The sequence below is a fragment of the Enterococcus sp. S86.2 genome (assembly GCF_059834485.2).
In genome coordinates, this window is record NZ_CM206813.1 from 951,475 (window position 1) to 966,213 (window position 14,739).

Here is a 14,739-nt window from a genome sequence, read left to right on the forward strand (position 1 = left end):
GTGGTGACGCATATCAGTAAAAAAGACCAGTCCAAGCAAAAAGGTGAGAATTCTGATGTTCATGCAGTGGATCTGACGCCCTGGCAAAAGGCCAACTTGGAGTATCGGAAAAAAAATGGTCAAGATGCGCCGTGGTCGCCAACAGTCATTGATGGGCAAGAAAAAGAAGAAGTGCAGTTACCCGAAAATGCGAGCGACTTACCAGCTGAGGGAGGATCGTTAAATCCTAATGGTTCTTTTGCCGATCGGCTGCCAAAATTGAAATATGAGCGCAATTCGGTTCTTTATCGCCGCTTAGCAATTATCATCACGCTGTTTTTGATTCCGTTGTTATTTGCTCTTTATTATGTTTCACCATTAAGTAAATTATCCGCACTTCATGTGGTGAAAAATGATGCCGTCTCAAAGGCTGCTGTGACAAAAGCGGCAGACTTTAAACTGAGTCAAGGCCTGTGGTCGCAATATTTTCAGCGTAGTAGTAATGAAGAGAAGATAAAAAAAGCACTACCACGTGTTAAAAATGTGGCAATCTCAATTGAACATTTCAACGAATTTAAACTAGCGATTACCGAATATCAAGAAGTGGCTATTTTAGAAAAAGGCGACAGTTATGCCCCTGTCATTGAAAATGGGAAAGTTTTAGCAGAGACAGTCAAAGAACCAGCTAAAAACTTACCAATTTTAGAAGATTTTAAATCGCAAAAACGAATTCTAGCTGTTTTAACGCAATATCAAAAACTTTCGCAAGAATTACGTTCTAGCGTGTCACAAATTAAATACACGCCAACTAGCGCTAATCAAGAATTGCTAAATCTATTAATGAATGATGGCAATACGGTGATTATTAATATCTCGAATTTAGCAGAACAATTAAAATACTATCCTCAAGTTGCTAAAGAATTAAAAGGCAAAGGGGTAGTGGATATGGAAGTGGGGATTTTCACTTATCCTTATCCCAAAGAAGAAAAAAAAGCTACTACAAAAACCAATGAAACAACAACCGCAAATGATACTACCAATCAAAATGAAACTAATGAAAATACAGCAGAAAATGAAAGCCAAAGTGAAACAAATAATAACAGTCAAATAGGCCAATAAAAATTTCAAATATTTTTCATAACGTATTTCTAAAAAGTCGATTTTTGTGGTATTATTGTTAGCAGTGAACAAAATATTAAACTGATAGATAAAAACGAACCTTTACTGTTCGATCTATATGGAAATTTAGTAGGAGGGAATCCCATTCATGGCAAAAACGGGAATGTATGTCGGCCTTGACATTGGAACGACTTCAGTCAAAGTTGTCGTTGCAGAGTATGTCGAAAACCAAATGAATATCATTGGTGTAGGCAACGCCAAATCTGAAGGTATTAACAGAGGGATTATTGTCGATATTGAAAAGTCGGTTCAAGCAATTCAACGGGCCGTCAAGCAAGCAGAAGAAAAAGCAGGTATCCAAATTCGCAGTGTGAGCGTTGGTGTTCCAGCAAACTTATTAGAAGTAGAAAACTGTCAAGGAATGATTGCTGTTAACAGCGAATCAAAAGAAATTACAGATGAAGATGTACGTAATGTTGCTTCAGCTGCTTTAGTACGTTCAGTTCCTCCTGAAAGACAAATCATTACGATTTTGCCGCAAGAATTTACTGTGGATGGCTTTGAAGGTATTAAAGATCCACGGGGGATGATTGGTGTACGTCTAGAAATGTTCGGCGTTGTTTTCACCGGCCCTAAAACAATTTTACACAACATTCGTAAATGTGTTGAAAAAGCAGGACTTCATTTAAATGAAATGGTGATTACACCACTTGCTTTAACAGAGTCTATTTTATCTGATGGTGAAAAAGATTTTGGTACGACTGTGATTGATATTGGTGGCGGTCAAACGACAACTTCAGTTATGCATGATAAACAATTGAAATTCACCCACGTTAACCAAGAAGGCGGGGAATATGTTACAAAAGATATTTCAACTGTTTTAAATACTTCATTTAACAACGCTGAAGCACTAAAAATCAATTATGGGGATGCTTATCCAGAGCGTACTTCTGCTAGCGAAGAGTTTCCAGTAGATGTCATTGGTAAATCTGAACCGGTTAAAATTGATGAACGCTATTTAGCAGAAATTATTGAAGCGCGGATGGAACAAATCTTCAACAAGTCTAAAGAAGTACTAGACGAAATTGATGCGTTAAGTTTACCAGGAGGTGTCGTTTTAACAGGCGGCGCTGCAAGCTTACCTGGTGTGGTAGACTTAGCCCAAGAAATTTTTGGCACAAATGTGAAATTGTACGTGCCAAATCACATGGGATTACGTAACCCAGTCTTTACTAATGTGATTTCAATCGTAGACTATTCTGCTAACTTAAGTGAAGTTTATCAATTAGCTAAAACGGCTGTAACAGGGGAAAAAACACAACCTGCAACAAGCCATGAAGCACCAGTTCCTGTTACACAAGAGCAAGCCTATGATGAATATGACGGCCAAGAAGATACTTATGAAGAAACAAATGAATCTACTGGCGAAAGCGTTAAAGATAAAGTAAAAGATTTCTTTTCGAATATTTTCGACTAAACCCAAGCAGGAGGAATAAACATTATGGAATTTTCAATTGACAATACCGTAAATGACGGCGCAGTCATTAAAGTTATCGGCGTCGGCGGTGGCGGTGGCAACGCAGTCAACCGAATGATCGAAGAAAACGTTAAAGGTGTAGAGTTCATCGCAGCTAATACGGATGTGCAAGCCTTAAAAAATTCAAAAGCAGAAACAGTTATTCAATTAGGTCCTAAATATACACGTGGTCTTGGTGCTGGTTCACAACCTGAAGTTGGCCAAAAAGCCGCTGAAGAAAGTGAAGAATCAATTCGCGAAGCCTTAGATGGTGCAGACATGATCTTCATCACCGCTGGTATGGGTGGCGGTACTGGTACTGGTGCTGCTCCAATCGTAGCAAAAATCGCCAAAGAACTTGGCGCATTAACTGTAGGTGTTGTGACACGTCCTTTTACTTTTGAAGGACCAAAACGCGGCCGCTTTGCAGCTGAAGGTATCGCACAATTAAAAGAAAATGTGGATACATTATTAATTATTTCAAACAACCGTCTATTAGAAGTTGTTGATAAGAAAACGCCAATGTTAGAAGCTTTCCGTGAAGCTGATAATGTTTTACGCCAAGGTGTACAAGGCATTTCTGATTTGATTACAGCTCCGGGTTACGTGAACTTGGACTTTGCTGATGTGAAAACAGTTATGGAAAACCAAGGTACTGCTTTAATGGGGATCGGGGTTGCCTCTGGTGAAGATCGCGTAATCGAAGCGACGAAAAAAGCTATTTCTTCGCCATTGTTAGAAACTTCAATCGATGGTGCTGAACAAGTCTTATTAAATATCACAGGCGGCTTGGATATGACTTTATTTGAAGCACAAGATGCTTCTGATATTGTTGCAAATGCTGCAACTGGCGATGTAAACATTATCTTAGGTACTTCAATTAATGAAGAATTAGGTGATGAGATTCGCGTAACAGTAATTGCAACAGGAATTGATCCAACAAAAAAAGAAAATAAAGGCCGCACTTCAAGACAAAATCAAATCCACAGCATCCCACAAAAACCGGTTTTAGATATGGAACAAGCAAAACCAACACAACCTGAAGATGATAATGCTTTTGGTGATTGGGATATTCGCAAGGAGCAAACAGTGCGTCCTAAAGTTGATGATACACAATTTGAAAATATCGAAAAGAAAGAATTCGATACATTTAATCGTGACGATGTAAAATCTGGTGATGATGACGAATTAAGTACACCACCATTCTTCCGTCGCAAACGTTAATTAAAGCTTTGGAGGTAAGAGCACATGATTGCTGAGAACTTGCGGGAGGTCCGACAAGAGATACAGGAGTCATGTGCTCTTGTTGGTCGTGATGAAAAAAGTGTCCGGTTGGTTGCCGTGACGAAAACTGTCTCCAGCCAGGTAATGCGCCAGTTAATTGCGCAAAATGTTTTGGATCTAGCAGAAAACCGGACAGATGTTTTCTTAGAAAAAAAACAAGAATTAGCCGATATTAACACGATTTGCTGGCATTTTATTGGCAATTTACAGCGGAGAAAGGTAAAATTAATTATAAATAAAATAGACTATTTCCATGCTTTAGATAACTTAAGCTTGGCGGCTGAAATTCAAAAAAGAGCGGAGCATGTAATTAAATGCTTCGTAGAAGTTAACGTTTCTGGTGAAGCGTCAAAACATGGCGTCACACCGGCAGAACTTCCTGAATTTATTGCTGCTCTTTGTGCTTATGATAAAATCCAAGTCGTAGGTCTGATGACAATGGCACCATTTGGAGCTAAGGTAGAAGAACAACGCGCTATATTTGGAAAGCTACGGCAGCTGCAACAAGAAATTGAAGCAGCCAATTTAGTCTATGCTCCCTGTCATGAATTAAGTATGGGAATGAGTAATGACTTTCCAGCAGCTATTTATGAAGGGGCAACATTTATTCGTGTCGGTACGGCTTTAGTCAAAGATGCCTAAAAGGAGGAGTTATCATGTCGATCTTTAGTAAAGCGGCAGATTTTTTCGGTCTATCAGAAGATAGCTATGAAGAATATGAAGTGGCCCCTGCGGTCAATGGTTATGAAGAAGCAGTTGTTGAAGAACTTCCGGTTGAAAAATCAAATCCTGTAACAAATCATGAACCTGTCTATGAAACACCCAAATCAGATAAAAAAGTTGTTTCGTTACGGCAAAATATGAAGACACCTGTAACGCCTAAACGGCAACAGCCGGTAAATACAAGTAAAAATACGGCTGGAAAAATTACGATTTTAGAGCCGCGTAATTACCATGAAGTAAAAAAGATTGCCCAACATATTTTAAATGGAGAAGCAGTCTTAGTTAATTTTCAATCAGTTGAAGAAGATCAAGCAAGACGAATCGTAGATTTTCTAACCGGAACAGTCTATGCTCAAGATGGCGACATTAAACGCGTGGGGGACGAAATTTTCTTATGTACGCCCTATGATGTTGAAATTGACGGTCAAGGAACTTTTCCAACTGAAACGGATTTATACGATTTAAATTGAGGAGGCAATTGCCATTTTTAGGTTATTGAGTTTATTTAGAGATGCCGTTTATTTATATTCGGTTTTACTAATGATTTATGCTTTACTGTCTTGGTTTCCAGGCGGTTATCAATCAGCGATTGGTCGCTTTTTGCGGAAAATTTGTGAACCATATTTAAGTTTATTCGATCGTCTTAATTTAACAATTGGGCCGATTGACTTAACGATTGCTGTTGCAATTATCGTGTTAAATTTGGCCAGCCAAGGCCTAACGACTATATTAGTCAATATTATGTATTAAGAAATGAGGGGTGGGAGTCAATGAACGTAAATGTCTATCAACATTTTCGGGCTGATGAACGCCCTTTTATTGACGCTGTAACCGATTGGATTGAACAAGTGCAAATGCAATATGCACCGTATTTAACCGACTTTTTAGATCCGCGTCAAGCGTATATCGCGCAAACGTTGATTCGTCAGGAAACAGAATTGAAATTTATGTTTTATGGCGGTTATGAACAAGCTGAAAGACGGCGTTTATTAATTTATCCGGATTATTACGAACCCTCTTTAGACGAATTTGATATTGCCGTTTATCAAGTGCACTATCCTGTTAAATTTGCCAATTTAAGTCACGGTAAATTATTAGGTACTTTAATGGGTACTGGAATTAAGCGGGAATATTTCGGTGATATTATTAGTGATGGTACAGCCTGGCAAATCTTCATTGCAAAAGAAGTTGCTAGTTTTGTTGCCTTACAACTTACTAAAGTCGGTAATGTAACAACTCGCCTAGAAGAAGTGCGTTATACAGAGATTTTAAAACCCAAAGACAGTTGGGAAGAAGAAAAAACCACGGTTTCTTCTTTACGTTTAGACACAGTAATCTCTACTGTTTTCAACATTTCCCGCCAACGGGCCAAACAATTGGTGGAAAGCGGGAAAATCAAAGTCAACTGGACAGAAACGCTGCGACCAGATTTTATGTTAGATTTACTAGACATTATTTCAGTACGAGGCTTTGGTCGTATTCAGCTGCAAGGAATTGAAGGTAAAACCAAAAAAGATAAAATACGCTTAACATTAGGTGTTTTAAGAAAATAAGTAAAGGTGGTAGAAAAAATGGCATTAACTCCATTAGACATTAATAATAAGACCTTCGCAGTAAAAATGCGGGGATATAATCAAGATGAAGTAGACGACTTCTTGGATTTAGTTGGTCGTGATTATGAAGAATTACTTCAAAAGAATCGTGAAATGGAAAAAGCTTTAAAACATGCAGAAGAAAAACTGGAATATTTCAATGAATTAAAAGACGCCTTAAACCAGTCTATCATTGTAGCCCAAGATACTGCTGATAAAGTAAAAACGAGTGCCAGCAAAGAATCTGAAGTAATTGTTACCTCAGCGCAAAATCGTGCCGATGAGTTAGTTTCAAGTGCTGAAAAACACGCCCATGAATTAACCACCGCTGCAGAACAAAAAGCTAAAGAAATTTTAAATGATGCTAGCGAAAGTGCGCGTCAACTTGCAACAGAAACCAATGATTTGAAAACCAAAACACGCGTTTTCCACCAAAACTTAACATTAATGTTGCAATCTCAATTAGAACAAGTGAAAAGTCCAGAATGGGATGAAATTTTGAAGCCATTTGCAAGCTACGTTCAAGATGGCCACGAAGCTTTCCAACAACTAATGGAAAAAGAACTTGACAAAGAAAATCCAGATGAAGTAAACTCAAACAGTGATATGACTGAAAATCAAGTCGATATCGTAGAAGCTAGTGAAAAAATCATTACACCAAGTCAAGAAATTCCTGCGGTCAACACATTAGACGATGCCAAAGAATTATTAAATAAAATTGAAGAAAAAGACCAAAAATAGAACAGAAAAGTTTTTAGCATTTCTAAAGCGAGTCGGTGACAGTGAAAGACCGATGAACCCTACTAAAAAAAAGATCCTCTATTGGTTTTAATGTTGAATGAAGTAAACATTGACGTGTGATTCACGTTAACAATCACAAAGAAGTACAGTTTTGTACAAATTTGGGTGGTACCACGACAACGTTCGTCCCTTTTTGGGGATGAGCGTTTTTTTATACACTTTTTCACAGTTGCTAACTGTAAAAATAAAGGACAGGAGCGGATATTCATGAAGATGAAAGAAACATTACATCTAGGTAAAACCGGTTTTCCAATGCGAGGCAATTTGCCAAACCGGGAAAAAGAATGGCAAAAAAATTGGGAAGAAGCTGACTTGTATGGGCAACGCCAAAAATTAAACGAAGGTAAACCTTCTTTTGTTTTACACGACGGTCCGCCATATGCCAATGGGAATATTCATATTGGTCATTCATTAAATAAAATTAGTAAAGATATTATCGTCCGCTTCAAATCAATGTCTGGTTTTCGGGCGCCATATGTTCCTGGTTGGGATACACATGGTTTACCAATCGAACAAGTTCTAACCAATAAAGGGATTAAACGTAAAGAAATGACAATGGCAGAGTACCGGGAAAAATGTCGGGAATATGCGATATCACAAGTTGATAAACAACGTAATGACTTCAAACGACTAGGTGTTGCTGGTGATTGGGATAACCCCTATGTTACCTTAGACCCAGCCTATGAAGCAGCCGAAATTCGCGTTTTTGGTAAAATGGCAGAAAAAGGCTATATCTATAAAGGTTTAAAACCAATTTACTGGTCACCATCAAGTGAATCTTCTTTAGCTGAAGCCGAAATTGAATATAAAGATGTGAAATCACCATCAATTTATGTTGCCTTTAAAGTAGTAGATGGCAAAGATTTGCTAGATACGGACACTTCATTTGTAATTTGGACAACAACCCCTTGGACCTTACCAGCAAATCTTGGTATTTCTGTTAATCCAACCTATACTTACGTACAAATTGAAGCCGATGGAAAAAAATATGTCGTTGCCAAAGACCTATTAGATACCGTTAAAGATCAAATTGGTTGGGAAAATGTCAAAGTTTTACAGGAATTTCCAGGTACAGCAATGGAATATATGACGGCAAAACATCCATTTTACGATCGGACCTCACTTGTAATGTGTGGAGATCATGTTACGCTAGATGCCGGAACTGGTTTAGTTCACACTGCTCCAGGACATGGTGAAGATGACTACATCGTTGGTAAAAAATATGGACTAGAAGTTTTATCACCAGTTGATAATCGTGGTATGTTTACGGCTGAAGCACCTGGTTTTGAAGGGATGTTTTACGACAAAGCAAACCCAGAAGTTACCAAGTTATTAGATGATAAAGGTGCATTATTAAAACTAGACTTCTTTACCCATAGCTATCCTCATGACTGGCGAACAAAAAAACCAGTTATTTATCGCGCAACACCACAATGGTTTGCTTCAATTGATAAATTTAGAAGCGATATTTTAACTGAAATCGAAAAAGTGGATTGGATTATTCCTTGGGGAAAAACACGTCTTTACAACATGATTCGCGACCGTGGTGATTGGGTGATTTCCCGTCAACGAGCGTGGGGTGTACCATTGCCAATTTTTTATGCGGAAAATGGGGAAGCAATCATCACACCGGAAACAATTGAACATGTTGCTGAATTATTTGCCGCTCATGGTTCAAATATCTGGTTTGAAAAAGAAGCCAAGGAATTATTACCTGCAGGCTTTACACATCCTGGTTCACCAAACGGAGAATTTACGAAAGAAAATGATATTATGGATGTTTGGTTTGACTCAGGTTCATCCCATGAAGCAGTCTTACGTCAACGGCCCGAATTAAGCTTTCCTGCGGATATGTATTTGGAAGGCTCTGACCAATACCGTGGCTGGTTTAACTCAAGTATCACTACCAGTGTTGCCATCAATGGCGTAGCACCTTATAAAGCCGTCTTATCACAGGGCTTCACGTTAGATGGCGAAGGTCGGAAGATGAGTAAATCTTTAGGCAATACCATCGCTCCTGAAAAAGTTATCAATCAAATGGGCGCAGATATTTTACGCCTGTGGGTAGCAAGTGTGGATTATGAAGCTGATGTACGGGTCTCAATGGATATTTTGAATCAAGTTTCAGAAGTTTACCGTAAAATCCGTAACACGATGCGCTTCTTGTTAGCTAATACAAATGACTTTGATCCAAAAGCTGACGCTGTGCCTTTTGAAGAATTACGCTCGGTTGATAAATATATGACAGTACGGTTAAACCAAGTTATAAAGACAATCTTAGAAGATGGCTATGAAAAATATAATTTCTTACACATCTATCGTACCGTGATGAATTTCTTAACAGTAGACTTATCTTCTTTCTATTTAGACTTTGCCAAAGATGTCGTCTATATTGAAGCTGAAAATGACCATGCGCGTCGCGCGATGCAGACAGTCTTTTATCAAGCAGTCGTTGCTTTGACAAAACTTTTGACACCAATCATCCCGCACACAGCTGAAGAGATCTGGTCTTACTTACCAGAAGAAGAAGATTACGTTCAATTAGCAGAAATGCCCGGCTATAAAGAATTTGCCAACCAAGATGAATTACTTGATCTGTGGAGTGCCTTTTTAGACTTTAGAGATAGTGTATTAAAAGCTTTAGAGCAAGCCCGAAATGAAAAATTAATTGGTAAACCACTAGAAGCAAAAGTAACGATTTATCCCAATGAACAAGTTGCTGCCCTTTTAACTGCAGTCGATAGCAATTTGGCGCAATTACTAATTGTCGCAGAAGATTACTTTAAAGTTGAACAAGTTGGTAGCCTTGTTCCAGAAAATGCTATGAAATTTGAAGACGTTGCGATTTTAGTTGAAAAAGCAGATGGTCATGTCTGTGATCGTTGCCGTCAAGTTAGAAAAGAAGTCGGCAGTGATAGTGCCTTACCAACCTTATGTCACCACTGTACACAAATCGTCAAAGAAAATTACCCTAATGAAGTAGCTGAAGGAATCGAATAAAAATTTAAAGTCGCCAATCCCGGCTTTTCATGTTATAAATAAGGACCTGGAATGTCTTACATTTCAAGTCCTTATTTCGTCTCTGTTTTTTTAAGCGGATGTTATATTTTACGAACGTTTCTAAAAAAAAACGATGAAAATTTTTGAAAGTAATTGCAGTGTTGTGAAAAACAATGTAAACTAGTAAAAATTAGAATTTTCAGAAAATAAAAAAAGTAGGTGCTTGCGTGGAAAAAATTGCAGAAAAAAACTTGATGTACGACCCCAAGTTTGAAAAAGATGCGTGTGGGATGGGCTTTATCGCACAAAAAGATGGCAAGCCCTCTCACCAATTAGTTGAACATGCCTTAACGATGTTAGAGCGAATGAATCACCGTGGTGGGACTGGTGCTGAACCAGACACTGGTGATGGTGCAGGCATTTTAATGGCTTTACCAGATCGTTTCTTTCAAAAAAAAGCCCAAGAAGCTGGAGTAACATTGCCTAAAAAAGGCGAGTACGCAGTAGCAATGTTATTTTTACCTAAGGATAAAATACAAAAAGAACAAATGACTAATGTTTTAATACAGGACATTTTACAAGCGGGGTATGATGTTTTGTGGGCGCGGGATGTACCCTTTAACTTTTATGAATGTGGCCCTGGCGCTCAAGCTGTTATGCCGAATTTTTTACAATTATTTATTGAAAAACCGATGGATGTGAAAAGCGGCCGCGCTTTTGAAGACCAACTATTTCGTTTGCGCCGGAAAATTGAAAAATCATACAATCCAGATGAGCTGGTCATTTGTAGTTTGTCTGCCAAAACAATTGTTTATAAAGGGATGTTACATGCTTACCAAGTAGGCCTTTTTTACCCAGATTTAAAAGATGCGTCAATGGAGACGAGCATTGCCTTGACTCATTCTCGTTTTTCTACCAACACATTTCCAAGTTGGGACCGCGCACAGCCTTTTCGTTTTTTGGCCCACAATGGGGAAATCAACACACTTCGAGGTGCAGAAAATTGGATGCATAGCCATAAAATTGAAGTCTACAACAAAGACAATTCAGATTCGGCAAAACTAGAGAACTGTTTAGAATATTTGTATCGTAACGGCCGCGATATTCCCCATGCATTAATGATGATGGTACCAGAAGCCTGGTCAAAAGAAGCCAATTTAACCAAGGAACTACAAGCCTTTAATGAATACAATGCGAGCTTTATGGCGCCTTGGGATGGACCGGCTGCATTATGTTTTACCGATGGTGAAATTGTTGGGGCAGCTTTAGATCGAAATGGATTACGGCCTTCTCGTTACTCCATTACAAAAGATGGGTTAATTGTGGTTGCTTCAGAATCCGGGGTAGTCGATTTAGCCCCAGAAGATGTACTTGAAAAAGGTGTTTTAGGACCGGCTAATCTGTTTTTAGTCGATACAAAACAAGGAAAAATTTATCGTAACGAAGAAATTCGTCAAAAATATGCTACGGCTAAGCCTTATGAAACATGGCTAAAAGAAAAGCGAATCAATTTAAACGAAATAAAAACACCAAAGAAAAAAAGCAACCCCTTGTCAGAAAAAGAAATCCGACAATTGTGGCAACTCAATGGGTATACTGACGAAATTTTACGTACCGTCATTGTACCAATGGCTGAAAATGGAGAAGAACCTGTTATTTCGATGGGATTTGACTCACCGCTAGCAGTTTTAAGTGAAAAACCACAATCTTTATTCACATACTTCAAACAACAATTTGCCCAAGTGACCAATCCGCCTATTGATGCTATTCGTGAAAAAATGGTAATTGGGACAGAACTTTTCCTCGGTAGAGATAGCGATATTCGCAAAGATCAGGCTGAAAATTGTAGTAAAGTAAAAATTGACAGTCCAATTTTAAGTACAGCAGACTTTGAAAAGTTATTAACGGTCGATCAAGATCAACAAAAAACCGTGGTTCAATCTATTTTGTATCCAGTAAATGAAGATGATCCCAACAGTTTGCAGCAAGCTTTAGAACATGTCTTTAAAGAAGCGGAAACAAAAATCGATAATGGCGGAACGATTATCGTTTTAAGTGATCGCAATCGCCAAAAAGGGGAAATGGCAATCCCAATTTTATTAGCAGTTTCTGGGTTGCATAACTATTTAGTTTCTCGTGGAAAAGGATCACTGGCTTCAATTGTGGCTGATACTGCTGAGGTTTGTGAAGTACATCACTGTGGCATGTTAGTCGGTTATGGTGCTAGTGGTGTACATCCTTATTTAGCCTATGCTTCTTTACTAGCTTATAATTTAAGTGATAAAGTGGAAAATTTTCGCAAGGCTTGTGAAAAAGGTCTCATTAAAGTGATGTCGCGGATGGGTATTTCCACTGTCGCAGGCTATCACGGGGCACAGTTATTTGAAGCAGTAGGAATTTCCAGTACAGTAGTAGAACAATATTTTACTGGTACGGCTAGCCGGATTGGTGGCTTAAGTTTGGCCCAAATTGAAGCAGAATATTATGCTTGTTATCAACAAGCTTTTGGTGCTAATGCCAATGATTATTTATCTTCTGGTGGTAGTTATCAGTACAAAGCTGATGGCGAACATCACTTGTTTAATCCCAAAACGATTTATAATTTCCAAAAAGCAGTTCGTAGTGGGCGTTATGAACTCTATCAAGAATACGCCAAAGCTATGAATGAAGAAGCATTAGCAACACCTGCGACTTTGCGTTCGATGTGGGAGTTTAAAAATGTCCGACCGTCAGTAGACTTGGCTGAAGTGGAACCAGCTGCTGATATCGTGAAGCGATTTAAAGTTGGTGCTATGTCCTATGGTTCTTTAAGTGAAGAAGCCCATAAATGTTTAGCAGAAGCTATGAACGCTATTGGTGCGAAATCTAATAGCGGTGAAGGTGGCGAACATCGCGATCGTTTCAAACCACTGCCAGATGGACGAAACTTTAATAGTAAAATTAAACAAGTCGCCTCTGGCCGTTTTGGTGTGAATGCCGAATACTTAATGAGCGCTGAAGAATTACAGATTAAAGTGGCACAAGGGGCTAAACCCGGCGAAGGCGGACAATTGCCAGGCAATAAAGTTTTTCCTTGGGTTGCAGAAATTCGCGGTTCTACTCCAGGGGTTAGGCTCATTTCACCACCACCGCACCACGATATTTATTCCATTGAAGATTTGGCGCAATTAATTTATGACTTAAAAGCGATTAATCCTTACGCCAAAATCAATGTTAAGCTGGTCTCTTCGACTGGTGTGGGTACTATTGCAACCGGAGTGGTAAAGGCTGGAGCAGATGTTGTGGTAATCTCTGGCTATGATGGCGGAACCGGCGCATCTCCTAGAAACTCAGTGCGAGATGCTGGTCTGCCTTGGGAAATGGGTTTAACTGAAGCCCATCAAACATTGGCGCTAAATCAGTTGCGCCAACGGGTTATTTTAGAAACTGATGGCAAACTTATGACAGGAAAAGACATTGCCGTTGCCGCCTTATTAGGAGCGGAAGAATACAGTTTTGCTTCTTTAGCATTAGTGGCAGTTGGCTGTGTCATGATGCGGGTATGTAGTTTAAATACCTGTCCTGTCGGTGTCGCCACCCAAAATCCTGCCCTCCGACAATTCTTTGCGGGCAAACCTGAACACGTGATAAATGCAATGATGTTCTTAGCCGAAGATTTAAGGGAGATTATGGCGCAATTAGGTTTTAAAACGATTGATGAAATGATTGGTCACACCGAAGTGATTAAACCGCGTTATGTAGCAAAAGGTAAAGCAAAATCCCTTGATTTTTCTAAAATGTTAGCTACAACTGCCGGTATTGAACGAAAAGTAAGTGATCCTTTCTTGGAAAAACGGCAATGGCCATTGCTAGATGATTATGCTAAAGCGGCAATTGAAGCCAAACAAACCGTAACAGTAAAAGAAAATATCAACAATGTGAAACGCTCTGTGGGCGCGCGCATGGGAGGCTGGATTGCTGAACGTTTTGGCAATTACGCCTTAACGCCAGGTTTATTGAAATACGAGTACGAAGGAATTGCGGGTCAAAGTTTTGGTGCCTTTACAACCCAAGGGATGGAGTTAAAATTAATCGGAGAAGCTAACGACTACGTAGCAAAAGGATTAAGTGGTGGACGCTTGATTATTGTTCCTCCCCAAAAAGCAGCATATGATACAAAAAATTCACCAATTGTTGGAAACGTTGCGTGTTTTGGCGCTAATAAAGGAGAAGCTTATTTCCGTGGTTTAGCGGGCGAACGTTTTTGTGTCCGCAATAGCGGTGCCAAAGTAGTGGTTGAAGGTGTAGGTGATAATGGCTGTGAGTATATGACTGGTGGTATTGCAGTTATTCTAGGAAAAACTGGTCGTAACTTTGCTGCGGGTATGTCAGGTGGCTTAGCTTACATTTACGATTCAGATAAGAGTTTTCCTGCTTGCTGCAATATGGAAATGGTAGAGCTGTATCCAGTTGACGAACAAGACCATATCTTAAAAGAATTGATTGAAAATCATTTTGAATATACTGCTTCACCAAAAGCAGCCGAAATTTTAGCAAATTGGGAAACAGCAAAAACAGATTTCATTAAAGTTTATCCAAAGGAATTTCACGCTGTCAACGATGCCTTAAAAGAATTTCAAGCACAAGGACTGGCAGGCGATAAATTGCTACATGCCGCTTTTGAAAAAGTAATCGGCACAAAAAAAGAAGTAACAATTTCAGTTGCAGGAAAGGAGCGTGGCTAAT

The 14,739-nt window shown here is 39.0% G+C and carries 10 protein-coding genes and 1 other annotated feature; all 10 genes read left to right on the top strand.

Annotated features, from left to right (window positions below; all coding sequences use genetic code 11):
• Positions 1-3: 3 nt before the first annotated feature.
• The 10 genes from AC6R0T_RS04360 (at position 4) to gltB (ending at position 14,738) form a co-directional block, all read left to right on the top strand.
• Positions 4-1,098 (top strand): cell division protein FtsQ/DivIB, encoded by a 1,095-nt coding sequence (locus tag AC6R0T_RS04360; RefSeq protein ID WP_347401461.1) that lies wholly within the window; start codon positions 4-6, stop codon positions 1,096-1,098.
• A gap of 148 nt (positions 1,099-1,246) precedes the next feature.
• Positions 1,247-2,575 carry a cell division protein FtsA gene (ftsA, locus tag AC6R0T_RS04365; RefSeq protein ID WP_206903886.1) on the top strand — a complete coding sequence of 443 codons (1,329 nt, stop codon included), beginning with the start codon at positions 1,247-1,249 and terminating at the stop codon, positions 2,573-2,575.
• A 24-nt stretch (positions 2,576-2,599) separates the two neighbouring features.
• Positions 2,600-3,838, top strand: a complete 1,239-nt coding sequence (gene ftsZ / locus AC6R0T_RS04370) for a cell division protein FtsZ (RefSeq protein WP_206903887.1) — start codon at positions 2,600-2,602, stop codon at positions 3,836-3,838.
• Between the two features lie 24 nt (positions 3,839-3,862).
• Entirely contained in the window at positions 3,863-4,540 is a 678-nt protein-coding gene (locus AC6R0T_RS04375) for a YggS family pyridoxal phosphate-dependent enzyme (protein ID WP_303754434.1), read from the top strand.
• A gap of 14 nt (positions 4,541-4,554) precedes the next feature.
• A complete protein-coding gene (locus AC6R0T_RS04380) occupies positions 4,555-5,091 on the top strand; it encodes a cell division protein SepF (RefSeq protein WP_303754432.1) in 537 nt (178 codons plus the stop codon).
• A 70-nt stretch (positions 5,092-5,161) separates the two neighbouring features.
• Positions 5,162-5,371, top strand: a complete 210-nt coding sequence (locus tag AC6R0T_RS04385; RefSeq protein WP_051113726.1) for a YggT family protein — start codon at positions 5,162-5,164, stop codon at positions 5,369-5,371.
• 20 nt (positions 5,372-5,391) lie between these two features.
• Positions 5,392-6,174 carry a YlmH family RNA-binding protein gene (locus AC6R0T_RS04390; protein WP_230708891.1) on the top strand — a complete coding sequence of 261 codons (783 nt, stop codon included), beginning with the start codon at positions 5,392-5,394 and terminating at the stop codon, positions 6,172-6,174.
• 18 nt (positions 6,175-6,192) lie between these two features.
• On the top strand, positions 6,193-6,954 hold the full coding sequence (locus tag AC6R0T_RS04395; RefSeq protein ID WP_206903892.1) for a DivIVA domain-containing protein: 762 nt from the start codon (positions 6,193-6,195) through the stop codon (positions 6,952-6,954).
• Positions 6,938-7,148 (top strand) — a binding site (T-box leader). It overlaps the preceding gene by 17 nt.
• A 73-nt stretch (positions 7,149-7,221) precedes the next feature.
• Positions 7,222-10,014 carry an isoleucine--tRNA ligase gene (ileS, locus tag AC6R0T_RS04400; protein WP_303754429.1) on the top strand — a complete coding sequence of 931 codons (2,793 nt, stop codon included), beginning with the start codon at positions 7,222-7,224 and terminating at the stop codon, positions 10,012-10,014.
• Positions 10,015-10,268: 254 nt separating this feature from the next.
• Complete coding sequence (gene gltB, locus AC6R0T_RS04405; RefSeq protein ID WP_303754519.1) at positions 10,269-14,738, top strand: glutamate synthase large subunit; 4,470 nt, start codon at positions 10,269-10,271, stop codon at positions 14,736-14,738.
• Position 14,739: the final 1 nt, after the last annotated feature.

Excerpts from the sequence above, each read along its gene's own strand:
- AC6R0T_RS04380 (WP_303754432.1), top strand. The coding sequence starts at position 4,555 with ATGTCGATCTTTAGTAAAGCGGCAGATTTTTTCGGTCTATCAGAAGAT.
- gltB (WP_303754519.1), top strand. The coding sequence starts at position 10,269 with ATGTACGACCCCAAGTTTGAAAAAGATGCGTGTGGGATGGGCTTTATC.
- AC6R0T_RS04375 (WP_303754434.1), top strand. The coding sequence starts at position 3,863 with ATGATTGCTGAGAACTTGCGGGAGGTCCGACAAGAGATACAGGAGTCA.
- ftsA (WP_206903886.1), top strand. The coding sequence starts at position 1,247 with ATGGCAAAAACGGGAATGTATGTCGGCCTTGACATTGGAACGACTTCA.
- ileS (WP_303754429.1), top strand. The coding sequence starts at position 7,222 with ATGAAGATGAAAGAAACATTACATCTAGGTAAAACCGGTTTTCCAATG.
- AC6R0T_RS04385 (WP_051113726.1), top strand. The coding sequence starts at position 5,162 with ATGATTTATGCTTTACTGTCTTGGTTTCCAGGCGGTTATCAATCAGCG.
- AC6R0T_RS04395 (WP_206903892.1), top strand. The coding sequence starts at position 6,193 with ATGGCATTAACTCCATTAGACATTAATAATAAGACCTTCGCAGTAAAA.
- AC6R0T_RS04390 (WP_230708891.1), top strand. The coding sequence starts at position 5,392 with ATGAACGTAAATGTCTATCAACATTTTCGGGCTGATGAACGCCCTTTT.
- ftsZ (WP_206903887.1), top strand. The coding sequence starts at position 2,600 with ATGGAATTTTCAATTGACAATACCGTAAATGACGGCGCAGTCATTAAA.